At 71.0% G+C, this 20,605-nt stretch carries 25 protein-coding genes; 9 read left to right on the top strand and 16 right to left on the bottom strand.

Features of this window, described 5'->3' with window-relative positions; translation table 11 throughout:
• Nucleotides 1–139: 139 nt before the first annotated feature.
• Both ACFVYF_RS27090 and ACFVYF_RS27085 read right to left on the bottom strand, forming a co-directional pair.
• Nucleotides 140–1,396, bottom strand: coding sequence for a GNAT family N-acetyltransferase (locus tag ACFVYF_RS27090; RefSeq protein WP_389459449.1), 1,257 nt, complete (start codon nucleotides 1,394–1,396; stop codon nucleotides 140–142).
• Between the two features lie 220 nt (nucleotides 1,397–1,616).
• A complete protein-coding gene (locus ACFVYF_RS27085; RefSeq protein WP_389459447.1) occupies nucleotides 1,617–2,270 on the bottom strand; it encodes an AmfC protein in 654 nt (217 codons plus the stop codon).
• A gap of 171 nt (nucleotides 2,271–2,441) precedes the next feature.
• Here ACFVYF_RS27085 and dtd point away from each other — a divergent pair, with 171 nt between their 5' ends.
• Nucleotides 2,442–2,867: a D-aminoacyl-tRNA deacylase gene (gene dtd, locus ACFVYF_RS27080; protein ID WP_383276746.1), complete on the top strand. Its 426-nt coding sequence runs from the start codon at nucleotides 2,442–2,444 to the stop codon at nucleotides 2,865–2,867.
• A 19-nt stretch (nucleotides 2,868–2,886) separates the two neighbouring features.
• Here dtd and ACFVYF_RS27075 read toward each other — a convergent pair whose 3' ends face one another.
• The 6 genes from ACFVYF_RS27075 to ACFVYF_RS27050 form a co-directional block, all read right to left on the bottom strand.
• On the bottom strand, nucleotides 2,887–3,861 hold the full coding sequence (locus tag ACFVYF_RS27075) for a YgfZ/GcvT domain-containing protein (RefSeq protein WP_389459446.1): 975 nt from the start codon (nucleotides 3,859–3,861) through the stop codon (nucleotides 2,887–2,889).
• A gap of 10 nt (nucleotides 3,862–3,871) precedes the next feature.
• Nucleotides 3,872–4,318 carry a Fur family transcriptional regulator gene (locus ACFVYF_RS27070; RefSeq protein WP_389459443.1) on the bottom strand — a complete coding sequence of 149 codons (447 nt, stop codon included), beginning with the start codon at nucleotides 4,316–4,318 and terminating at the stop codon, nucleotides 3,872–3,874.
• Nucleotides 4,319–4,334: 16 nt separating this feature from the next.
• Nucleotides 4,335–4,910, bottom strand: coding sequence for an FABP family protein (locus ACFVYF_RS27065; RefSeq protein WP_389459442.1), 576 nt, complete (start codon nucleotides 4,908–4,910; stop codon nucleotides 4,335–4,337).
• A 262-nt stretch (nucleotides 4,911–5,172) separates the two neighbouring features.
• Nucleotides 5,173–6,105: a hypothetical protein gene (locus ACFVYF_RS27060; protein ID WP_389459440.1), complete on the bottom strand. Its 933-nt coding sequence runs from the start codon at nucleotides 6,103–6,105 to the stop codon at nucleotides 5,173–5,175.
• Nucleotides 6,102–6,947: a hypothetical protein gene (locus tag ACFVYF_RS27055; protein WP_389459439.1), complete on the bottom strand. Its 846-nt coding sequence runs from the start codon at nucleotides 6,945–6,947 to the stop codon at nucleotides 6,102–6,104. Before ACFVYF_RS27055 ends, ACFVYF_RS27060 begins: the two co-directional genes overlap by 4 nt.
• A gap of 86 nt (nucleotides 6,948–7,033) precedes the next feature.
• Nucleotides 7,034–7,801: a hypothetical protein gene (locus ACFVYF_RS27050; RefSeq protein WP_389459437.1), complete on the bottom strand. Its 768-nt coding sequence runs from the start codon at nucleotides 7,799–7,801 to the stop codon at nucleotides 7,034–7,036.
• A gap of 171 nt (nucleotides 7,802–7,972) precedes the next feature.
• Between ACFVYF_RS27050 and ACFVYF_RS27045 the strand changes: the two genes are divergently transcribed.
• Nucleotides 7,973–8,335, top strand: a complete 363-nt coding sequence (locus ACFVYF_RS27045; protein WP_389459436.1) for a DsrE family protein — start codon at nucleotides 7,973–7,975, stop codon at nucleotides 8,333–8,335.
• Between the two features lie 44 nt (nucleotides 8,336–8,379).
• Here ACFVYF_RS27045 and ACFVYF_RS27040 read toward each other — a convergent pair whose 3' ends face one another.
• The 8 genes from ACFVYF_RS27040 to ACFVYF_RS27005 all read right to left on the bottom strand — a co-directional run bounded on the left by ACFVYF_RS27040 (nucleotide 8,380) and on the right by ACFVYF_RS27005 (nucleotide 13,732).
• Complete coding sequence (locus ACFVYF_RS27040; RefSeq protein ID WP_383276723.1) at nucleotides 8,380–8,637, bottom strand: DUF3099 domain-containing protein; 258 nt, start codon at nucleotides 8,635–8,637, stop codon at nucleotides 8,380–8,382.
• Between the two features lie 156 nt (nucleotides 8,638–8,793).
• Complete coding sequence (locus ACFVYF_RS27035; protein ID WP_054232391.1) at nucleotides 8,794–9,081, bottom strand: DUF1416 domain-containing protein; 288 nt, start codon at nucleotides 9,079–9,081, stop codon at nucleotides 8,794–8,796.
• A 43-nt stretch (nucleotides 9,082–9,124) separates the two neighbouring features.
• Complete coding sequence (locus ACFVYF_RS27030; protein WP_383276719.1) at nucleotides 9,125–9,964, bottom strand: sulfurtransferase; 840 nt, start codon at nucleotides 9,962–9,964, stop codon at nucleotides 9,125–9,127.
• Nucleotides 9,965–10,119: 155 nt separating this feature from the next.
• Nucleotides 10,120–10,200, bottom strand: a complete 81-nt coding sequence (locus ACFVYF_RS27025; protein ID WP_350310325.1) for a putative leader peptide — start codon at nucleotides 10,198–10,200, stop codon at nucleotides 10,120–10,122.
• Between the two features lie 231 nt (nucleotides 10,201–10,431).
• On the bottom strand, nucleotides 10,432–11,193 hold the full coding sequence (locus tag ACFVYF_RS27020; protein WP_389459434.1) for a DUF2993 domain-containing protein: 762 nt from the start codon (nucleotides 11,191–11,193) through the stop codon (nucleotides 10,432–10,434).
• Between the two features lie 172 nt (nucleotides 11,194–11,365).
• Nucleotides 11,366–12,577, bottom strand: a complete 1,212-nt coding sequence (locus ACFVYF_RS27015) for a hypothetical protein (RefSeq protein WP_389459433.1) — start codon at nucleotides 12,575–12,577, stop codon at nucleotides 11,366–11,368.
• Between the two features lie 9 nt (nucleotides 12,578–12,586).
• The gene (locus ACFVYF_RS27010; RefSeq protein ID WP_389459431.1) at nucleotides 12,587–12,841 is read right to left on the bottom strand and encodes a MoaD/ThiS family protein; all 255 of its coding nucleotides are present in this window, start codon (nucleotides 12,839–12,841) and stop codon (nucleotides 12,587–12,589) included.
• Nucleotides 12,842–12,880: 39 nt separating this feature from the next.
• Nucleotides 12,881–13,732, bottom strand: coding sequence for an alpha/beta hydrolase (locus ACFVYF_RS27005; protein WP_389459429.1), 852 nt, complete (start codon nucleotides 13,730–13,732; stop codon nucleotides 12,881–12,883).
• Between the two features lie 247 nt (nucleotides 13,733–13,979).
• On the opposite strand from ACFVYF_RS27005, the gene ACFVYF_RS27000 reads away from it, so the two are divergent.
• The 7 genes from ACFVYF_RS27000 to ACFVYF_RS26970 all read left to right on the top strand — a co-directional run bounded on the left by ACFVYF_RS27000 (nucleotide 13,980) and on the right by ACFVYF_RS26970 (nucleotide 20,579).
• The gene (locus ACFVYF_RS27000) at nucleotides 13,980–14,798 is read left to right on the top strand and encodes a response regulator transcription factor (RefSeq protein WP_389459427.1); all 819 of its coding nucleotides are present in this window, start codon (nucleotides 13,980–13,982) and stop codon (nucleotides 14,796–14,798) included.
• 23 nt (nucleotides 14,799–14,821) lie between these two features.
• A complete protein-coding gene (locus tag ACFVYF_RS26995; RefSeq protein ID WP_389459426.1) occupies nucleotides 14,822–15,844 on the top strand; it encodes a LacI family DNA-binding transcriptional regulator in 1,023 nt (340 codons plus the stop codon).
• A gap of 177 nt (nucleotides 15,845–16,021) precedes the next feature.
• Nucleotides 16,022–17,254, top strand: coding sequence for a S1C family serine protease (locus ACFVYF_RS26990; protein WP_389459424.1), 1,233 nt, complete (start codon nucleotides 16,022–16,024; stop codon nucleotides 17,252–17,254).
• Nucleotides 17,255–17,278: 24 nt separating this feature from the next.
• Entirely contained in the window at nucleotides 17,279–17,488 is a 210-nt protein-coding gene (locus tag ACFVYF_RS26985) for a hypothetical protein (protein ID WP_389459422.1), read from the top strand.
• A 99-nt stretch (nucleotides 17,489–17,587) separates the two neighbouring features.
• On the top strand, nucleotides 17,588–18,319 hold the full coding sequence (locus ACFVYF_RS26980; RefSeq protein ID WP_389459421.1) for a response regulator transcription factor: 732 nt from the start codon (nucleotides 17,588–17,590) through the stop codon (nucleotides 18,317–18,319).
• Entirely contained in the window at nucleotides 18,316–19,776 is a 1,461-nt protein-coding gene (locus tag ACFVYF_RS26975) for a sensor histidine kinase (protein ID WP_389459419.1), read from the top strand. Before ACFVYF_RS26980 ends, ACFVYF_RS26975 begins: the two co-directional genes overlap by 4 nt.
• A 98-nt stretch (nucleotides 19,777–19,874) precedes the next feature.
• Nucleotides 19,875–20,579, top strand: coding sequence for a response regulator transcription factor (locus ACFVYF_RS26970; RefSeq protein ID WP_389459418.1), 705 nt, complete (start codon nucleotides 19,875–19,877; stop codon nucleotides 20,577–20,579).
• Nucleotides 20,580–20,605 lie beyond the last annotated feature (26 nt).

The following is a 20,605-nucleotide window of genomic DNA, read 5'->3' as shown; positions in this document are numbered from 1 at the left end:
CCCGTGCGCGGGCGCACGCACAACAACTGAATCGCTACGGATACGCAAGGACAGCCATCCACTCCGGATCCCGAAAGGAGACATCAGCCCCAGGAGGCCGGACCCGGGAGGTCGGAGCCACAAGGCCAGACCCGGGAGGTCAGAAGATGTCCGGGCACCACGGTCGCCTGGACGTACGCAGCAGGGCGTCGGCAACGGAGGCGGCGCCCGCTCGTTCTTCCCGCACCCGGCCGAGGGCGGCCCGTCGCACCGCCGACTCGTCGCCCAGCCACAGGGACGCCAACTCACCTACGTCCAGCGTGAGTTCGGCGTCCTGAGCGGTCGGCGCACAGGACGCGCCGTCCGGTCCCGCGTCCAGCCGGTACCGCCCGGCGGACAGCCCGTCCCGGTCGGTGACCTCGAGCACCAACGCCCCGGACACCCCGTACGTACGCGCCTCCAGAGCCCGTACGACGTCCAGGATCCGCACCCACAGCCAGTCCGCCTGCGTGGTGAGACGGGCGGCGCGGGGGTCGGGCAGGAAGTGCGGCATCAGGTCGTCCGGGGCCCGCCAGCCGGTCTTGACCCCGGCGATCCAGTCGATCGAGCAGAGGTACTGCCACAGGGCGCGCTCGGCGGCCGGCGTCACCGCGATCAGCCAGTTCACCGTGGCCGTGTTGAGCGGCTGCTTCACCGCACCCCAGTTGTCGTCCGACTCGTACGAGACCAGGCCCTCGATCTCGCCGTCCGCCGAGCGGTACACAGCGTAGAAGGGCTCGGTCCACGGCGCGCGGTCCAGGGTCAGCGCGCCGGTGTTGGCCTGCCACCAGCGCTCGTCCCGGCTGACGGCGCCGGGCTGGACGCGGCGCAGCCGCTCGTGCAGACCGGGGCCGGCCTTGCGTACGTCCTCGCCTTCCACCAGGTCGATACGGCCGCCGTCGGCCGGGCCCGACCAGCGGCGGTCCAGACCCGTCCTCGGCACCTCGACGGTCCACTCGACGGCGGTGGTCGCGGGCCCGAAGCCGTACCGGCCGTAGATCGGGTACTCGGCGGCGATCAGCGTCGCCACCACGTCCCCGCGCTCCTTCGCGGCCGCGAGGTCGGTGGCCATCATGCGGGTGAGGAGGCCCCGGCGGCGGTGGGTGGCGGTGACGGTCACATTCGAGATGGCGTCGGCGGGGACGGGGGCGCCGCCGACCGCGGTGAGCTCCTGCGGGAACGACCGGAAGGTCGCCACACACCGGTCGCCGTCGAAGGCACCGAGCGTGCGGTCCGGCACGATGTACGAGCCCCGGTCCGCGATCTCCCGCTCCGACACGGCCGGTGACCGCAGGAACCCCGTGTTCAGCGCGCGGATCCAGTCCGGGATCTCGGTCTCGGTGATCGGTCGTACGTCGATGGCATCGCGGGAGGTCATGCGACCACGCTAGGTGGACGACGGCGGGGGTGTCGTGCGGTTTTTCTCGCCCCGCCACCCCTGCCCGTCCGGTACCTGGGCGCTTCGCCCCCAGACCCCCGTCATCGCGCTTGCGCGCTCGTCCTCACACGCCGGACGGGCTGAAACCCAGCCCCTCCGGCGTTCGAGGAGCGGGGGTCCGGATGCCGGCCTCCGGTCCGGACAGGGGCGGCCGCCCCTGTCACATGAGCAGGTCGTCGACTTGTGCTTCTCCCTCGCGGTACCTGCGGGCGATCTCCGCGCTGCAGTCGTCGGCGGTGTGCTGGAGCCGCTGGCGGCGCCGGGAAACCTGCTGCTCGTAGCGCACGAGGCGGCCCATTCCGGCGTTCAGCTCCTCGTCCGTACGGGCTTCCAGGTCGGAGAGCTCGACCTCGGCGAGCATGTCGGTGGCCAGCCGCCGGTACTCCTCGCCGTGCGGAGTGCCCACCGTCACATGCCGGGCGGACGAGCGGTGCCGGGCGGGCGCGTCCGTGAGGATCTCCGGGAGCCGGTCGACGAGCGACGGCTCGGGGAGGAGTCCGGCGGGCGCCGCGAAGCCCCGGCCACCGCCCCTGCGGCGCGCGAGCTCGGCCCGCAGGATGTCGATACGCCCCTGGAGCAGCCGCCGCAGATAGCTGAGGTCGGCCTCGTCCCGCTGGGCGTCCCGGCGCAGGGTGCGCAGCTGGGGCAGCCCCAGCACGGCCAGGTCGGGCTCCGGCGGATCGACGGCCAGCGGACTGTCGGTGCGCTGCACGGGTGCCCGGTGCGGGACGCCCATGCCTCGGGCGCCCGCACGCGGGCTCGTCCGGGTCAGTGACACGGACCCGGGCGGTCGCCCGGTACTCGGTGTGCTCATGTGCGTCTACCGTCCCCTCGACCGGTGCGGTCCACCGCGTTGAGCCTCGCGGTACAGGCATGGTGCCACCCCAAGGGCCCGCTATGTGACCGAGTGCCCCCGATCGGCCCCAGATGGGGGGTTCGGGACCCCGGAAATCATGCGAAGGGACCGCACGGCATGATGGGCGCCATGCGTGCGGTGGTGCAGAGAGTGGACGGCGCGAGCGTCGTCGTGGCGGGCGAGACGGTCGGCGAGATCAGCGGCGAGGGGCTGTGCGTCCTGGTGGGCGTCACCCATGACGACACCAAGGAGAAGGCGGCCCAACTCGCCCGCAAGCTCTGGTCGGTTCGCATGCTGAGCGACGAGCGGTCCTGCTCGGACATCGACGCACCGCTGCTGGTGATCAGCCAGTTCACGCTGTACGGCGATGCCCGCAAGGGCCGCCGCCCCACCTGGAACGCGGCGGCCCCCGGCGAGGTCGCCGAGCCCCTCGTCGACGAGGTGGTCGCCCAACTCCGCTCGCTGGGCGCCACGGTGGCCACCGGCCGGTTCGGTGCGCAGATGCGCGTCGCTCTGACGAACGACGGCCCGTTCACGGTCCTGCTGGAGATGTGACGCCCGCTCCGGACCCGGCCTACGGCTCTACGACGACTTCCTGGGCCGCGGCCGTCGTGTCGGCGAGGAGCGGCGCGTCCAGCGGCACGTTCCGCTTCACCAGGGCGAGGGCGATCGGCCCCAGCTCGTGGTGGCGTACGGCCGTCGTCACGAAGCCGATCTTGCGGCCGTCCGGGCCGTCGGCCGCGAGGCGCAGCTCGGTGCCGTGCGGCGGCAGATGCACCTCGCTGCCGTCCAGGTGCAGGAAGACGAGCCGGCGCGGGGGCTTGCCCAGGTTCTGCACCCGGGCGACCGTCTCCTGGCCCCGGTAGCAGCCCTTCTGGAGGTGCACCGCGCTGCCGATCCAGCCCAGCTCGTGCGGGATGGTGCGGTGGTCGGTCTCGAAGCCGAGCCGGGGCCGGTGCTGCTCGACCCGCAGGGCCTCGTAGCCGAGCAGGCCGACGGCCGGGCCGTGCTTCTCGGTGTCCTGTGCGAACGATTCCAGGTCCGCGCGCGGCAGGAAGAGATCACGCCCGTACGGCGTCTCGCGGACGACGGCGTCCGCGGGGATCTCGGCGATGGACCCGGCCGGCAGGTGCACGACCGCGAACTCGCCGGTGCGGTCGGCGACTTCGACGCGGTAGAAGAACTTCATGGACTCCAGGTACGCGATCAGCGCGTCCTGGGTGTCCGGCTCGGTGTGCATCCACACCGTCTCGCCGTCGTCGACGAGGTACAGCGCGTGCTCGATGTGGCCGTTGGCGGAGAGGATCAGCGCCTCGGTGGCGTGGCCGGCCGGCAGGTCGCTGACGTGCTGGGTGAGCAGCAGATGCAGCCAGCTGAGGCGGTCCGGGCCAAGGACGGCGACGACCCCGCGGTGCGAGAGGTCGACGAATCCGGTGCCCTCGGCGAGGGCGCGCTGTTCACGGAACAGGTCGCCGTAGTGGGCGGCGACGCCTTCGTCCACCCCTTCGGCGGGGACGGCGCCGGGCAGGGACAGCAGGGGGCTCTTCATACGCCTAAGCCTACGACTTGGTAGTTGAAGTCTTGAGGGAGCAGCTCTTGCAGCGCCCGAAGATCGCGAAGTGCTTCATGTCCGTGTCGAACCCGAAGGTCTCGCGCAGCTTGGCGGTGAAGTCGGCGGCCACCTCGATGTCGGCCTCGATGACGTTCGTGCAGTCCCGGCAGACCAGGTGGATGTGATGGTGCCGGTCGGCCAGGTGGTAGGTCGGGGCGCCGTGCCCGAGGTGGGCGTGGCTGACCAGGCCCAGTTCCTCCAGCAGCTCCAGCGTCCGGTAGACCGTGGAGATGTTGACCCCCGACGCGGTCTTCCTCACTTCCACGAGGATGTCGTCGGGGGTCGCGTGCTCAAGGGTGTCCACGGCTTCGAGCACAAGCTGCCGCTGCGGCGTCAGCCGGTAGCCGCGCTGCCGCAGGTCGCTCTTCCAGTCAGTGCTTTCGGTGCTCACCACACCCGAAAGTCTAGGACTACTTGAAGAAAGCGATCCCGTCGTCCGGCATGTCGTCCGGGAGGGCCTTGGCCCAGCGCTCCACGTCCTCCGGGGTGACGACCTTCTTCAGGTGCGCGGACATGTAGGGCCGCAGCTCGACCTCGGGGGTCTGCTTCTCGCCGACCCACATGAGATCGCTCTTCACATACCCGTACAGACGCTTGCCGCCGGTGTACGGACCGGAGGCCGCGGTACGCGCCACGGCGTCCGTGACCAGGTCGATCTGCGGCTTCTTGTCGGCCAGGTCGCCGTACCAGATCTCGACGACACCGTCGTCGCGGGTCATGACGACCTCGACCTTGCGGGTGCCGTCGATGCGCCAGAAGCCGGACTCGGTCTCCAGCGGCCTGACCTTGTTCCCGTCGGCGTCGAGCACCCAGGTGTGCGAGTGGTACTCCAGGAAGTCCCGGCCGTCGTGGCTGAAGGTGACCTCCTGCCCGAAGTTGCACTTCTCGGAGCCGGGGAAGTCGTGCACGCCCGCGCCGGCCCAGGTGCCGAGCAGGAAGGCGAGCGGGACGAGGTCCTTGTGGAGGTCGGACGGGATCTCGATCATGAGCAGCTTTTCGTCGGGGGCGTGGGGGACGTCGGGAAGGGTCAGGGACGTCGTGAGGTCAGCGCTGGCCCTGGTAGAGCTTCTTCACGGCCAGGGCGGTGAAGGCGAGAACGCCGACGCAGACCAGGACGAGCAGGGCTTCGAAGAATCCTTCAAGCACGGGGTGCTCCTCGATTGAGCGGGTGATCGGTACTAAAGAGCCGGGTCCCAGCTTAGTGGCCCGGGACCCGGCTCTCTCCGTGAGGTGCGCCCTGCGGGACCGTCAGCCCAGCAGCTGGCTCTGCAGGACCACCGTCTGCTGGAACGGCACCGCCTGCGTGCTGCCCTTCCGGGACTGCACGATCAGCGCGAGGGTGTCCCCCGCGGTCACGTACGCCTGCCGGACCTGTGCGGCGCCGTACGGCCTGGCCTCGTCGTACGCCGTGTGGTGCACGTCGTCGAGCTGTGCCTCCGCGGGGAAGTGCTCGTCCAGATGGGCCTCGGCGGCGCCGCGCAGCGGGTACTCCGGGGAGTCGTAGCTCGCGATCTCCTCGGCTTCCAGTTCGTCGACGACGGCGGCGGTGTCGAACTGGAGCAGGTAGACGCTGGTGTGCGTGCCGTCCTGCGTGGTCCAGCCGCGCGCCGCGATGTGCCGCAGCCCGTAGTCGGTCAGCAGCTGCCCGAGGGTCTCCCGGTCGTTCCTGGCCCCGTACGCCGCCAGGAAGTCCTTCTTCGCCAGCCAGCCGTCCGTGCCGCGCAGCCCCTTGTCGGCCCGCGCGCCCTCGGGGGCGGGCAGGACGAGTTCGCGCAGGTCGGCGTAGTGGGCCCCGGCCGCGTTCCCCTCGGCGAAGGGACCCGGGCGGCCGGCGGGCAGCGGCGGCCTGACGATCTCCGGGTAGTCCCAGCGCCCGTCCGCCTGCGTCTGCAGACCCGGTACGTCGGTGCGCTCCATCCGCGTGATGCCGTACGCGGCCGACGTGCCGACCGCCGCGAAGACCACGACCGCGGCGCTCCAGCGCAGTACGGCCCGCAGCACCCGGCGGTCCTTCTTCACTGGCGGCGCTGCGGGCGGCGCCTCGGGCATCGGCGGCGGGGCGGGCAGGGCGGACTGCACGTCGGCAGGCACCGGCGCGGGCGCGGGCGCCGTGCTGTCCGGCGTCTGCTGCTCGGCCCGCTCGATGCTGTCCGGCGCCTGCTGCTCGGTCTGCTCGGTCATACCGCCTCACCCGGCTCGCTGATGCGGTCGAGCTGCTCACGGAGCAGCTGCGCGACCCTCTTGGTGTCCAGTGGCTTCGTCCCGTACGCGGTCGCGCTGACCAGCACGTCACCCTCGTAGGCGGAGCAGACCATGGCGTCGAGCTTCTCGTCCGCGTCCTTCGGCGGCAGGAAGCATTCGGCGTTCTTGTGGCCCTCGATCTTCGGACCCTTGCGGAAGATCTTGAGGGCGTCGAAGAACTCGTTCTGGAACGACGACATGCCCCGGACCGCCGCCTTGTCCTCCATCTGGGAGAGCACGAAGCTCACCGTGGAGGAGTCGCCCCGGTACGACGTGGTCAGGTAGCTGCGCATCGCCATGCCCTTGATGTGCTGCTTGTCGATCTGCTTCTCCAGCTGCAGCCGCTGGGAGCGGGGCAGGTCACTCAGCGACTCCTTGCGCAGCGCGGTGGCCTGCCGGCCGCTGAGCGAGGCGTCGGAACCGAACTCGGCGATGTCCGGGCCCCGGGTCCAGCCGTCCTTGTCATACGGCACGAGTACGCCGCTGAGTCCCGAGGCGGATTCGGCCTTGTCACCGTCGTCCTTCGCGGCCTCCGGGAAACGCCACACGGGCGCGCCCGCGTCACGGTCCGCGCCGTCGACGGTGACGACGGTGTAGCCGGCGCCGCCGATGACGGCGGCGGCCAGCAGCACGGAACCGGCGATCGCGACGACACGACCACGACGGACGGGCTTCCTCGGCGCGGCCTCCGGCCTGGGCTCCGCCGCGGTCCCCGGTCCGGCGTACTCGGCCGTGCCGGTGAGTGCGGTCTCCGGTGCGGAGGTCCCGGCCGGCTGGTCCACGGGCTGCTGATCCGGCGACGGCTGACTCGACGGCGAGTGATCCGTCGGCGACTGACTCGACGGCGACTGATTCGTGGGTTGCTCGCTCACAGCCGCTCCATCTGCCGCTTGGCCAGGTCCATGATCTTCGCCTTGGGAACCGGCTTGGTGTCGTCGATCCAGACCTGTACGGCGATGTCACCGCGCCAGGCATGCGCTGCCGCCGAGTACGCGGGGAGGTAACCGGCCTTCTGCTTGGGCCTGTTGTGCACGTACGCCGAACCGTCGGTCGTGCCGGGGACGGTCCAGCTGTCGGTGTCGGGCTCGGTGCTGGTGAACACCTGCTCCTCGTTCGCCTCGCTGGAGGCGGCGAGGCTCTCCTCCTGGTGATACTGCACGAGCCGGATCGTCACGCTGTACGTGCTGCCCACCCTCCAGGAGGTGACGGCCGCGCGCCGGAAACCCTCGCCGGCGAGCTCGTCGAAGGCGACAGCGGGCTTGTTGTAGGTGTCGGCGTACTCGGCGAGGTCCATCCAGCCGTCCGTGCCCTCGGAGTACGCGGCATCCTGCGCCCCCTTCGGCCGCTTCAGCAGCAGCTTGCGCAGATCGCCGTCGGTCCTGATCCGGCGGTCCTGCGCGGCGGCCAGCGGCTCGGGCCCCTTGCCCTTCGCCTGCGCGACGGCCGGCTGCGAGAGCGACGGCAGCTTCGTCGGCTCGCGGTCGGCCTGGACCAGATAGCCGGCGCAGGTGCCGGCGACCAGGCCCAGCACGGCGGCCGTGGCGATCAGCAGGGTCGTACGCCCCCGCCGGCGCACCCGCGCGGCGGGCTCCCCGGACGCGCTCGGCGCATCCTCTCCGGGCCCGTTCGGCGCCACCGGCACTTCCGGCACAACCGACGCTTCGGCCACTTCGGGCGCTTCCGATACTTCCAAGACGTCCCCCCACAGAACGTGAATCGCGGATTCCGTATCCGCGCGCACAGGAGACCTGTGGTGGGCGCCTTGGGTTGCACGAGAGTTGATCACGATTCGGACTACCATTCGGGCATGGCGAAGAAGCTCGTGATCAAGGTGACCGCGGGGGCCGAGGCCCCCGAACGCTGTTCGCAGGCGTTCACCGTCGCGGCGGTGGCCGTGGCCAGCGGCGTCGATGTCTCCCTGTGGCTGACCGGCGAGTCCTCGTGGTTCGCGCTTCCGGGCCGCGCCGCCGCCTTCGAGCTCCCGCACGCCGCCCCGCTGCCCGACCTGATCGACTCGATCCTGTCGGGTGGCCGGATCACCCTGTGCACCCAGTGCGCGGCCCGCCGTGAGATCACCGAGGCCGATGTCCTCACCGGCGTCCGCATCGCCGGAGCCCAGGTGTTCGTGCAGGAAGTGACGGCCGACGGGACCCAGGCGCTCGTGTACTGACCGCTGCCCGGCGAGACGGCTACAACCTACGGCTACGGCTGCGGCTATCGCCGCTTTTTGCCGTCCAGCTCGTCCCACCAGTCGTCGGACTTGGGGTCACCGGACGGGTCGTCCCACCAGCGGTCGTCGGGACCGCGCCGGTTGGCCACCATCGCGGCCACCGGGGGGATCACCATGGCGACCACACACATCCCGACGGCCACGGGAACCGACCAGATCCGCACGACTCCCCAGGCCAGGACGAAGAGGCCGATGCACGTCCCCATCATGGCGAAGTAAACGTGGCGCCGTCGCGCGTACATGCCTCCAGCGTAGGTCGCCGCGGCCCCGGACGACACGGCGGCGGCGCAGGCCCGTACACGGCAGGAAGGCCCGTACACGGCAGAGAAGGGCCGCACCCCGATCCGGTAAGCGTCCAACCCCCGGGGGTGCGGCCCTTCAGCCGTTCATGTGGTGCCTCAGACGGCGATCGCGACCTCCGCGAGGCCGCCCGTCTGCGCGACGACCGTACGGTCCGCGGTGCCGCCGGGCACCAGGGCCCGGACGGTCCAGGTGCCCTCCGCCGCGTAGAAGCGGAACTGTCCGGTCGCCGAGGTCGGGACCTCGGCGGTGAACTCGCCCGTCGAGTCCAGGAGGCGGACGTACCCGGTGACGGGCTCGCCGTCGCGGGTCACCTGGCCCTGGATGGTGGTCTCACCGGGCTTGATCGTCGAGGCGTCGGGGCCGCCGGCCTTCGCTCCACACATAAGTTCTGTCCTTCGGGTGATGAGGGGTCGCGGAGGCCGCGGATTACTTGTTGGCGCCGAGCTCGATCGGCACGCCGACCAGGGAGCCGTACTCGGTCCAGGAGCCGTCGTAGTTCTTGACGTTCTCCACACCGAGCAGCTCGTGCAGCACGAACCAGGTGAGCGCGGAACGCTCACCGATGCGGCAGTACGCGATGGTGTCCTTGGCCAGGTCGACCTGCTCCTCGGCGTAGAGCTCCTTGAGCTCGTCGTCCGACTTGAAGGTGCCGTCGTCGTTGGCGTTCTTCGACCACGGGATGTTGCGGGCGGACGGGACGTGGCCCGGGCGCTGCGACTGCTCCTGCGGCAGGTGGGCCGGCGCGAGCAGCTTGCCGCTGAACTCGTCGGGCGAGCGCACGTCGACCAGGTTCTGCGAGCCGATGGCCGCCACGACGTCGTCGCGGAAGGCGCGGATCGCGGTGTTCTGGGCCTTGGCCTTGTAGTCGGTCGCGGCGCGCTCGGGCACCTCGACGACCAGGTCGCGGGAGTCGAGCTCCCACTTCTTGCGGCCGCCGTCGAGAAGCTTCACGTTCTCGTGGCCGTAGAGCTTGAAGTACCAGTAGGCGTACGAGGCGAACCAGTTGTTGTTGCCGCCGTAGAGGACGACCAGCGTGTCGTTGCCGATGCCCTTGGCCGAGAGGAGCTTCTCGAAGCCCTCCTGGTCGATGAAGTCACGGCGGACCGGGTCCTGGAGGTCCTTGGTCCAGTCGATCCGGATGGCGTTCTTGATGTGGTTCTTCTCGTACGCGGACGTGTCCTCGTCGACCTCGACGATGGCCACGCTCGGGTCGTCCAGGTGTGCCTGGACCCAGTCGGCGTCTACCAGGACGTCGCTGCGGCTCATGCTCGTTCTCCTCCGGGGCAGTTACGGCGGGGATGTGCGGTAGAGAGAGGTGCGGGTACGCGGCCGGCGCTGACGGCTGCGGGTGGCGTACACGGCGCAGGTGGCCCCGGCAGAAGAGTCCGAGGGCCCGGAATGCGGAATAACGACGATTCCGCTCAGAAGGTGCGACAGAGCATGGCGGCGACGCGGCACAGGTCGACTGCCCGCCGCTTCGTGAGATCCGCCTGTCGCTTCATGCCTCGATCGTAGGGAGAGACAGCCGGACATGTCACCGGCGTGTCGCATAATGAGATGCGATCGTCCGCGATGTGGGACGAGATGCCCAACGGGCCCTACCCGCAGGGTTTCCGGGCGCCCGTGTCGCGGGTCACGATCTTCCGTCCATCTGCGGTACGGACGGGGTCGTCTCGCTCCTCGGACAGGCGCCGTTCCCCGGCCCGCCCGTCGGCGCCCCGACCCGGCCCTTCCTACCCGACCAGCTTGACGTCCGAACCCTTCACGGAGATCTCCACACCGTTCTTGGCCGCCTCGACCTTGTCGAGCTGGATGCCGCCGGGCAGTTCGTCGATCTTCTGCTGGAAGTCGGTGACATTGCGGACCAGCGACTCGGGCAGCGGCACCGAGATGCCCATGACGTCCACCTTCTTGGGGATCTCGTCGGCGTGCACGTTGATGGTGTCCCCGTCGACCGTGACCGAGCTCAGCACGTAGACAGGCTTCGGCAGCTTCGTGCCGCCCCTGCTGATCTCGACCGCGACCTTGATCTTGCCGTTGCCGCCGTCCGACAGGCCGGTCACCTCGGCGGTGACGCCGAGTCCGAGGTCGATGGGCTCGGACTTGGCGGTCTTCAGCAGCTCGTCGTACGCGATGGTCGCCGTGCCGGTGGCGCTGTTGGCGGTCGCGGAGCTGTAGTCGCCGCTGAAGACGACGCCGTGCATCTCGGCGCTCAGATCGTCGATGCGGATCTTGTCGGTGGCCGCGGCGGTGCCGCCGGTCGACGCCTCGTAGTCCTTGATGCCGATCTTCACGTCGTCCAGCTCGCCGCCGGCGACCTGGGTGAGGAAGGGGAAGCCCTCGATGGAGACGTCGGGGGTGTTGGTCAGCCCCTCGCTGGTCTTGATCTTCTCGGCCGCCTTGTCCTCGGCGAAACCGACGGCCACGCGGTCCGCGATCACGAAGAGGCCGCCCAGGATCACGACGACGATCAGAAGTATTCGCAGTGCGCGCATGCTCGGTGTTCCCCCACTCAGCGGCCGTGCAACGACCTGAGTGGCCGTTGCGCGCGAGCCTAATCCCGCTGGACCCCGGAATTCCGGGGTCCAGCGGAGTTGTGGATCAGCTGTGACGATCAGCCGGCGCCCCGCAGCCCGGCCGGAACGGGGCCCGAGCCCCGTCCGGCGTTCAGCTCAGGGCGCGGCCCAGGAGGTAGACGGCCGGGGCCGCGGCGGCCAGCGGCAGGGCGACGCCCGCGGTGAAGTGGACGAAGCGGGAGGGGTAGTCGTAGCTGGCGACCCGGTGGCCGATCAGCGCGCAGACCCCGGCGCCCAGGCCCAGGAAGGCGCCCTGGCTCCCGTAGCCGGTGAGTCCGCCGACCGCGATACCGGCACCCGCGGCGGCCAGCAGCGCCACCACCACCGACGCCGCGGTGGGCAGCGGCAGCGCCCGCGCGAGGATCGCCACGGCGACCGCGGCGGCGCCGACCGTGACGGCGTCGGGCTCGGCCGCGAGGTGCCCGGTCGCGATGATCGCGAGGGCCGCCGAGGCGACGGTCGCCATCAGCCCGGAGATCCGGGTGTCCGGGTCCGCGTGGCTGCGCAGCTGGAGCACCAGCGTGAGCAGCACCCACACCCCGAGGGTGCCGAGGATCGCCGCGGGCGCGTTCTCCCGGCCCGCGGCGAGCAGCGCCGCGTCCGCGACCAGGGCTCCCGCGAAGGCCAGCGCGATGCCCTGCCGGGCCGGCCACATGCCGTTCAGCCGGAACCAGCCGGCCGCCGTGACGGCCTGCAGCAGCACCAGGGGTACGACGAGTGCGTACGGGCCGATCGCCGCAGCCCCGGAGAGGAGCAGCCCGAGCAGGGCGGTCAGCGCCGCCGGCTGCATCCCCGGCTCGATGATCGGGGAGCGGCCTTCCGCGCGGGCGCGCTGGGCGTCGCTGACACGGGGGTTGCCGGTGACGGTCGGCGGGCCGTAGCCGGCGGCGCCTTCGTCACTGCCGCCGCTGCCGGCGGGGACGGCCGCGGCCTGAGAGCCGTCGGCGCCGGGTGCCGGGTAGGCGGCGGGCTCGTACCCGGCGCTCCACTCGGCCGCCGCCGTCTCCGGCGGCAGCGGCCGGCCCGCGTTGCCGTACGGGGCCGACGCGCCGTACGCCTGGGGTGCCTCGCCGTACGCCTGGGACGGCTCGTTGTACGCCTGGGGCGGCTCGTTGTATCCCTGGGGCGGCAGGTACGCCGTGTCCGCCGCGGAGACGGGCTGCTGCGCCTGGGTCTCCCAGGTCTGCCCCTCCCACTGCTGGGTGTACTGCTGCTGCCACTCGGGCTGCTGCTGAGGCTGCTGCTGATACGGGTCGTACCCCTCGTAGGGAGGCTCGTACGGCTCGTAGGGCTGGTTGCTCATGCTCTCCGGTCACCCTCCTGCGAACGGCGGGAGCACCTCGACCGTGCCGCCCTCGGCAAGCCGTACCGTCTCATGTCCACGGGTCCCCACGGGGTCACCGTCGATGAGGAACGAGCATCGCCGCAGGACGCGGACGAGTTCGCCGGGGTGTCGCGCGCGTGCCGCGTCGAGCGCGTCGGCGAGCGTGGACGCGTCGTACGGCTCCTCGGCGACACCGGCCGCGGCCTTGGCGGCGGCCCAGTACCGCACCGTGCCCTTTGCCATCTCGTTCCTCAATGATTGGTCTGCGTGAACACGGCCAGGCTAGCCCGCGGCCGAGGCGGCCCAGTCCGCGATACGGCCCAGCAGTTCGTCGTCCGCCGCGTTCTCCGCGTGGCCCATGCCGTGCTCCAGCCACAGTTCGCCGTGGCCGCCGGCCGCCGCGGCCAGCATCCGCGGGTGGTCGACCGGGAAGTAGCCGTCCCGGTCGCCGTGCACGATCAGCAGTGGGGTGGGAGCGATCAGCGGGACCGACTCGACCGGGGACGCCGGAACGGGGTCCCACTCGCGGTGATGGATCCGGGTGCGCAGGCCGTAGCGGCCGACGGCGCGCCCCACCGGGCGGGTTACCAGCCAGTGCAGCCGCCGCATAGGGGCCGTACCGCGGTAGTACCAGCGAGCCGGTGCGCTCACGGCCACCACGGCGTCCGGACGCGCTTCCGTGCGCCCCTCGTGCTCCGCGCCCGGCGACCCCGGCAGCGCGGCATGGCGCAGCACCACCGAACCGCCCATCGAGAAGCCGACGGTGGCCACCCGGGTGTGCCCGAGTTCACGCGCCCAGGCCACCGCGGCCGCCAGGTCGAGGACCTCCCGGTCGCCGACCGTGGAGCGGCCCCCGGAACGGCCGTGGCCCCGGAAGGAGAACGTCACCACGGCCCCGTACTGCGCGAAGACGGCCGCCGCCCGGCGGACGTGCGGGCGGTCCAGATCGCCGGTGAAGCCGTGCGCGAGGACGGTCACCAGGTCGCCGGACCGACCCGTTCCGGGGATGTACTCCGCGTCGATCGTGATCCCGTCGACCGTGCGCAGAAACGTCCGCACCGGGGTGCGCCCGTCCGTCTCACCCAGTGGACGAATGGAAGATCGCGTCACATGACCTGCCGTACCTGAGCTCATGTGGGCTATTCTGCTGGGCAGAGGACTCGGGCAGCGTAGCCCCCGGGTCCTTTTGTGCTTCTCGGAGCGTTGTATACGAAACCGGTATACGAAGGTTCGGAGCCGGCACAGCGGTTCCCAGGGCGCGGGACCCGCACGCAGTACGAAAGCAGTGCCGCAAACGTCCTCGCAGGGACCGAGGAGGAACCGACGTTATGGGCAAGCGAACCGTGCACGACCTTGTGACGACCCAGGCAGGTGGGGCGCGATGAGTTCTCTGCTGCTCCTGACCAATGCCCTTCAGCCGTCGACGGAGGTGCTTCCTGCCCTCGGCCTGCTGCTCCACAACGTGCGTGTGGCCCCGGCGGAGGGACCCGCACTCGTCGACACCCCCGGCGCCGACGTCATCCTCATCGACGGGCGCCGTGACCTCCCGCAGGTCCGCAGTCTCTGTCAGCTGCTCCGCTCCACGGGACCGGGCTGTCCGCTGATCCTCGTCGTCACCGAGGGCGGCCTCGCGGCCGTCACCGCCGACTGGGGCATCGACGACGTCCTCCTCGACACGGCGGGGCCCGCCGAGGTCGAGGCCCGGCTCCGGCTCGCCATGGGCCGCCAGCAGATCGTCAACGACGACTCCCCCATGGAGATCCGCAACGGCGATCTGTCGGTGGACGAGGCGACCTACAGCGCCAAGCTCAAGGGCCGGGTCCTCGACCTGACCTTCAAGGAGTTCGAGCTCCTGAAGTACCTCGCACAGCACCCGGGCCGGGTCTTCACCCGCGCCCAGCTGCTCCAGGAGGTCTGGGGCTACGACTACTTCGGCGGTACGCGCACGGTCGACGTCCACGTACGACGGCTGCGCGCGAAGCTCGGACCCGAGCACGAGTCGCTCATCGGCACCGTCCGGAACGTCGGTTATCGATTCGTTACTCCGGAGAAGGTGGACCGCGGCGCGGAGGGCGCGAAGGCCCAGGCCGCCCAGCCAAAGCCGGAGGATGCGGACGAGACGGCGCACCTGGACGCGGTCGACACCGCGGGGGTCGCGGCGGAGGCCCAGGAAGCCGCCGTACGCCCTGCCCAGAGGTAGGTCCATCCGCGTAGACTCCGCGCGTGGCCAAGGTGACTAGGGATGATGTGGCGCGACTGGCGGGTACGTCCACCGCCGTCGTCAGCTATGTCATCAACAACGGACCGAGGCCGGTCGCCCCGGCCACGCGCGAGCGCGTTCTCGCCGCGATCAAGGAGCTGGGGTACCGGCCCGACCGGGTCGCCCAGGCCATGGCCTCGCGCAAGACCGAGCTGATAGGCCTGATCGTGCCGGACGCACGCCAGCCCTTCTTCGGGGAGATGGCGCACGCGGTCGAACAGGCCGCCGCCGAGCGCGGGAAAATGGTGCTGGTCGGCAACTCCGACTACGTCGCGGAGCGCGAGGTCCACTATCTGCGGGCCTTCCTCGGCATGCGGGTCTCCGGGCTGATCCTCGTCAGCCACGCGCTCAATGACAACGCTGCCGCCGAGATCGACGCCTGGGACGCCCGGGTGGTGCTGCTGCACGAGCGGCCCGAGGCCATCGACGACGTCGCGGTCGTCACGGACGACATCGGCGGCGCCCAGCTCGCCACCCGTCACCTCCTGGAGCACGGGTACGAGTACGTCGCCTGTCTCGGCGGTACGGCCGAGACCCCCGCGGTCGGCGACCCGGTCTCCGACCACGTCGAGGGCTGGCGGCGCGCCATGCAGGAGGCCGGCATCCCCACCGAGGGACGCCTCTTCGAAGCCCCCTACAACCGCTACGACGCCTATCAGGTCGGCCTCCAGCTGCTGGCGGGACCGGACCGCCCGCCGGCCATCTTCTGCTCGACCGACGACCAGGCCATCGGTGTACTGCGGGCCGCACGCGAGCTGCGCATCGACGTACCGGGCGAGCTGGCGGTGGCCGGCTTCGACGACGTCAAGGAAGCGGCGCTGACGGATCCGCCGCTGACGACGATCGCCTCCGACCGGTCGGCGATGGCCCGCGCGGCCGTTGATCTCGTCCTGGACGACGGCCTCCGGGTGGCCGGCTCGCGTCGTGAGCGTCTGAAGCTCTTCCCGTCACGGCTGGTTGTGCGGCGGTCCTGCGGCTGCGCGTAGAACGGGACCTGTGGGCCGGCTGTGGCCGGTCCCGCAGCGCCTCGCACCCCTGACGGGGTACGGCCCCACCCCCTGTTTCCTGGGCCCCGGCGTCTTTATATCGGGCATACGCGGTTCTGTCGGGCTTCTCAGCGGGCACTCAGGGAGCTCTCATGATGGGGCGCCAGTCTTTTTTCCATGACCGAGAGCTTCCGCCGCAGCGGCGAGTACGAGCACCACGAGCAGGGCGACCAGTCCGGGTACGTCCAGGGCAGCGACCAGCGGCCCGCGTACCCCGAGCAGCAGCAGCACGCCTCCTCCCCCGTCGACCCCCAGTGGCCGGCCCCGCCGGCCTACCAGCCGGTCCAGCCGGTCGCCGTCGAGCCGGGCACCACCGTGTGGCCGGGCTCCGGTCAGGGTGCGGGCGGTGGCGGTCATGACGGCCACGGCGGTGCCCCGGCGGGCGCCTACGGTGCCGAGCCGCCCGCCGGCTCCACGGCGGTCCTCACCGCGGAGCCCCTCCCCGGCGGCCCGGCGCACGCGCCGAAGAAGCGCGCCAAGGGCCCGCTGGCCCTGCTCGCCGCCGTGGCGATAGCGGCCGCGGCCGTGGGCGGCGGCACCGCGTACGCGTTCCAGGAGCTCACCGGTACGGACAACGCGTCGAGCAGCACCAGCACCACCGTCGTGCCCGCCGCCCAGAAGGGCACCGTCGCCGGTGTCGCCGCGGCGGTCAGCCCGAGCATCGTGGAGATCACCGCGACCCTCTCCAACGGCACGTCCACCGGCTCCGGCGTGATCCTCACCACCGGCGGCGAGATCCTCACCAACAACCACGTCATCTCCGGCGCCTCCTCGATCAAGGTGACGACGAGCAACGGCAAGTCGTACACCGCGAAGACCGTCGGCACCGACAGCAAGAAGGACCTCGCACTGGTCAAGCTGGAGAACGCGCCCTCCGGTCTGAAGACCGCCACGCTCGGCAACTCCGACGCCGTCAAGGTCGGCGACAGCGTGGTCGCGATCGGCTCCCCCGAGGGTCTGACCGGCACCGTCACCAGCGGCATCGTCTCCGCGCTCGACCGCGACGTCACCGTCTCCACCGACGAGGGCGGACAGCAGGGCCAGGGCCAGCAGGGCGGCGGCAGCGGTCAGTGGCCGTTCGAGTTCGGTGGCCGGCAGTTCAACGGCGACACCGGTTCGTCCACCACGACGTACAAGGCCCTGCAGACCGACGCCTCGCTCAACCCCGGCAACTCCGGGGGCGCGCTCATCGACATGAACGGCAACATCATCGGCATCAACTCGGCGATGTACTCGGCTGCGGACGCCACGTCCTCGTCGAGCGCGGGCAGCGTCGGGCTCGGCTTCGCCATCCCGATCAACACCGTCAAGTCCGACCTGGCGACCCTGCGGGCCGGCGGCTCCGACTGACCCTGAACCACCCTGGAGGTCGACATGATCACTCTCGTCTCCCACCCGGCCGCGGACGACGGCCCGGCCGGGCTCACCCTGGCCCTCGCGGTGGCCCGCGAGCTGCACCCGCCGACGGCACGTGCGCCGGAGGTGGCGGTGGCGGTCCCGGAGCTGATGGGCCTGCGTACGTCCGCCGCGCGTCCGCACCACCGCAAGGTCCCGCTGAGCAGGCTCGGCTCGCTGCGGGGCTGAGCCGGCCTTCCCGGCCGTTGCACTCCGTCCCCGTCAGGAAACGTGCGAGGCTGAATGAGTTCAGCCCCGTTCCACCCGCACCCCGAGGAACCCACGCCCATGAGCCCCGCCGAAGGCGACCGTGAAACCCAGCGCATCCTGATCGTCGACGACGAGCCCGCGGTACGTGAGGCTCTGCAGCGCTCTCTCGCCTTCGAGGGGTACGACACCCTGGTCGCCGTCGACGGCGCGGACGCGCTGGAGAAGGCGACGGCCTACCAGCCCGATCTGGTCGTGCTCGACATCCAGATGCCCCGGATGGACGGCCTGACGGCGGCCCGCCGGATCCGGGGCGCGGGTACCACCACACCCATCCTCATGCTCACCGCCCGCGACACCGTCGGCGACCGGGTCACCGGCCTCGACGCCGGCGCCGACGACTACCTCGTCAAGCCCTTCGAGCTCGACGAACTCTTCGCCCGGATCCGCGCGTTGCTGCGGCGCAGTTCGTACGCGGCGACGGCGGTCGGCGCGCAGGAGGACGACGCCCTCACCTTCGGTGACCTCCGCATGGACCTGGCGACCCGCGAGGTCACCCGGGCCGGGCGGCCGGTCGAACTGACCCGCACCGAGTTCACCCTGCTGGAGATGTTCCTCGCCCACCCGCGCCAGGTCCTGACCCGCGAGCAGATCCTGAAGGCCGTGTGGGGCTTCGACTTCGAGCCGTCCTCCAACTCCCTCGACGTGTACGTCATGTATCTGCGCCGCAAGACCGAGGCGGGCGGCGAGCCGCGCCTCGTCCACACGGTGCGGGGTGTGGGGTACGTGCTGCGCTCGGGCGGCGCGGAGTGATCAAGCGGTTCCGGTCCCTGCCGATCCGGTCCCGGCTCGCCCTCCTCGTCGCGGCGGCGGTGGCGTTCGCGGTGGCGGCGGTTTCGGTGACGTGTTGGTTCATCGTCGAGGGAAAGCTGTACGGCGAGCTGAACGCCGACCTGACGTCACAGAAGAGTGCCGTGCCCTACGCCGCGGTCCAGAACGCGATCACCAACTGCGGCGAGAACCCCAAGGCCGACACCAACAGCCTCCGCGGACGGTCCGAGCCCTATGCGCAGTTGGTCCGGGGGGACGGCACGATCTGCGCCTTCGACGGCTTTCGCACGGTGAAGGTCACGTCCGGCGACGCGGACGTGGCCAAGGACCCGGACACGGACGTCGACGTGTTCCGGAACGGGAGCGACACCGACGGGAACGCCGTGCGGGTGCTGACCACGCCGCTCATCGTCACCGGTGTCCCCGGCCCGGATCCCGGGCGCCGTGTGCTGTACAGCGACGCCGCCTTCGTCGTCGCCGTCCCGCTCAAGAGCACCGAAAAGACCCTCAACGACCTCGCCCTCATCCTCCTCCTCGTCTCCGGCATCGGAGTGATCGGCGCCGGAGCCGCCGGCCTGGCCGTGGCGCGTGCGGGTCTGCGTCCCGTCGACAAGCTCACCGACGCCGTGGAGCACGTCGCCCGCACCGAGGACCTGACCATCCGCATCCCGGTCGAGGAGGACAGCGAGGACGAGATCGCGAGGCTGTCCCGCTCCTTCAACTCGATGACCACGTCGCTGGCGAACTCCCGTGAGGTGCAGCAGCAGCTCATCGCGGACGCCGGTCACGAGCTGCGCACCCCGCTCACCTCCCTGCGTACCAACATCGAACTGCTCGCGCGCAGTGAGGAGACCGGCCGGGCGATCCCCCCGGCGGACCGCAAGGCGCTCCTCTCGTCGGTCACCGCACAGATGACGGAACTGGCCGCGCTGATCGGCGACTTGCAGACGCTGTCGCGGTCGGACGCGGGCCAGTCGGGCGACCGGGTCCAGGTGGTGGCGCTGCAGGACACGGTGGACGCGGCGCTGCGCCGGGCCCGGCTGCGCGGCCCGGAGCTGACGATCTCGGCGGACCTCCAGCCCTGGTTCGTCCGGACGGAGCCCTCCGCGCTGGAGCGGGCCATCGTGAACATCCTGGACAACGCGGTGAAGTTCAGCCCCGAGGGCGGCACCATCGAGGTCGCGCTGGCCGACGGCGTCCTCACCGTCCGCGACCACGGCCCCGGCATCCCCGCCGACGAACTCCCGTACGTCTTCGACCGGTTCTGGCGCTCCCCGTCGGCGCGGGCCCTGCCGGGCTCGGGTCTCGGTCTGTCGATCGTGGCCCGCACGGTCCAGCAGTCCGGCGGCGAGATCTCCCTGACCCGGGCCGAGGGCGGCGGCACCCTCGCCGCGATCCGCCTGCCGGGCGCGCCGACTCCTCCGCCCGCTCTGGACTAGGCCCTCTCGACCCGCGTATCCGCACCTGGCCCGCGCTCCCCAGTCTGCGCACACGCCTCTCCAAGCCGTGCCACAGGCTCGCGTTACACGTTGGACGGATGGCGCGGAAGATTCTGCTGGCCGATGACGACACGGCTGTGCGTGAGGGGCTGGGTCGGCTGCTCAGGTTCGAGGGGTACGAGACCGTTCTCGCCGGGGACGGGAGGGAGGCCCTGGACCTGATGGCCTGCCCGGAGCAGCGGCCCGACCTGGTGCTGATGGATGTGACCATGCCGGGGCTCGACGGGCTGGCCGCGACCCGGCGGATCCGGGCGTCGGGACACACGCTGCCCATCCTCATGATCACCGGCCGGCACGCCGTGGGCGACCGTATCGTCGCGCTCGACAACGGCGCCGACGACTACCTCACCAAGCCCTTCGCGGCGGAGGAACTGCTGGCCCGGGTCAGGGCCCTGCTGCGCCGCAGTCTGCTGTCGAAGCCCGGCAGGGGCACGGCGGCCACCGGGCTCGGGTTCGAGGAGGTCGCGATGGATCTGCGGACCCGTGCGGTCACCCGCGCCGGCCGGTCCCTCGACCTCACGAAGACCGAGTACGCGCTTCTGGAGTACCTGATGCGCCACCCGGGCAAGGTGCTCAGCCGGGCCCAGATCCTCAAGGAGGTCTGGGGCTTCGACTTCGAGCCGACGTCCAACACCCTCGACGTGTACGTCATGTACCTGCGGCGGAAGCTGGAGCGGCACGGCGAGCACCGGCTCATTCACACCGTACGAGGGCTGGGCTACACGCTCCGCGCCGACAAGTAGGCGCGCTCACCCGGCCGCCGGCAGCA

The organism is Streptomyces sp. NPDC058274, assembly GCF_042881375.1.
Taxonomy (GTDB): Bacteria; Actinomycetota; Actinomycetes; order Streptomycetales; family Streptomycetaceae; genus Streptomyces.
Note: the sequence above shows the minus strand (reverse complement) of the source record. Positions and strands in the feature narration are given on the sequence as shown.

Excerpts from the sequence above, each read along its gene's own strand:
- ACFVYF_RS27010 (WP_389459431.1), bottom strand. The coding sequence starts at position 12,841 with ATGGCAAAGGGCACGGTGCGGTACTGGGCCGCCGCCAAGGCCGCGGCC.
- ACFVYF_RS27025 (WP_350310325.1), bottom strand. The coding sequence starts at position 10,200 with ATGAAGCGACAGGCGGATCTCACGAAGCGGCGGGCAGTCGACCTGTGC.
- ACFVYF_RS26985 (WP_389459422.1), top strand. The coding sequence starts at position 17,279 with ATGATCACTCTCGTCTCCCACCCGGCCGCGGACGACGGCCCGGCCGGG.
- ACFVYF_RS27040 (WP_383276723.1), bottom strand. The coding sequence starts at position 8,637 with ATGTACGCGCGACGGCGCCACGTTTACTTCGCCATGATGGGGACGTGC.
- ACFVYF_RS27065 (WP_389459442.1), bottom strand. The coding sequence starts at position 4,910 with ATGATCGAGATCCCGTCCGACCTCCACAAGGACCTCGTCCCGCTCGCC.
- ACFVYF_RS26980 (WP_389459421.1), top strand. The coding sequence starts at position 17,588 with ATGAGCCCCGCCGAAGGCGACCGTGAAACCCAGCGCATCCTGATCGTC.
- ACFVYF_RS27075 (WP_389459446.1), bottom strand. The coding sequence starts at position 3,861 with ATGAAGAGCCCCCTGCTGTCCCTGCCCGGCGCCGTCCCCGCCGAAGGG.
- ACFVYF_RS27090 (WP_389459449.1), bottom strand. The coding sequence starts at position 1,396 with ATGACCTCCCGCGATGCCATCGACGTACGACCGATCACCGAGACCGAG.
- ACFVYF_RS27005 (WP_389459429.1), bottom strand. The coding sequence starts at position 13,732 with ATGAGCTCAGGTACGGCAGGTCATGTGACGCGATCTTCCATTCGTCCA.
- ACFVYF_RS27060 (WP_389459440.1), bottom strand. The coding sequence starts at position 6,105 with ATGACCGAGCAGACCGAGCAGCAGGCGCCGGACAGCATCGAGCGGGCC.
- ACFVYF_RS26970 (WP_389459418.1), top strand. The coding sequence starts at position 19,875 with ATGGCGCGGAAGATTCTGCTGGCCGATGACGACACGGCTGTGCGTGAG.
- ACFVYF_RS26990 (WP_389459424.1), top strand. The coding sequence starts at position 16,022 with ATGACCGAGAGCTTCCGCCGCAGCGGCGAGTACGAGCACCACGAGCAG.
- ACFVYF_RS27030 (WP_383276719.1), bottom strand. The coding sequence starts at position 9,964 with ATGAGCCGCAGCGACGTCCTGGTAGACGCCGACTGGGTCCAGGCACAC.
- ACFVYF_RS27085 (WP_389459447.1), bottom strand. The coding sequence starts at position 2,270 with ATGAGCACACCGAGTACCGGGCGACCGCCCGGGTCCGTGTCACTGACC.
- ACFVYF_RS27035 (WP_054232391.1), bottom strand. The coding sequence starts at position 9,081 with ATGTGTGGAGCGAAGGCCGGCGGCCCCGACGCCTCGACGATCAAGCCC.
- ACFVYF_RS27000 (WP_389459427.1), top strand. The coding sequence starts at position 13,980 with ATGAGTTCTCTGCTGCTCCTGACCAATGCCCTTCAGCCGTCGACGGAG.
- dtd (WP_383276746.1), top strand. The coding sequence starts at position 2,442 with ATGCGTGCGGTGGTGCAGAGAGTGGACGGCGCGAGCGTCGTCGTGGCG.
- ACFVYF_RS27045 (WP_389459436.1), top strand. The coding sequence starts at position 7,973 with ATGGCGAAGAAGCTCGTGATCAAGGTGACCGCGGGGGCCGAGGCCCCC.
- ACFVYF_RS27020 (WP_389459434.1), bottom strand. The coding sequence starts at position 11,193 with ATGCGCGCACTGCGAATACTTCTGATCGTCGTCGTGATCCTGGGCGGC.
- ACFVYF_RS27015 (WP_389459433.1), bottom strand. The coding sequence starts at position 12,577 with ATGAGCAACCAGCCCTACGAGCCGTACGAGCCTCCCTACGAGGGGTAC.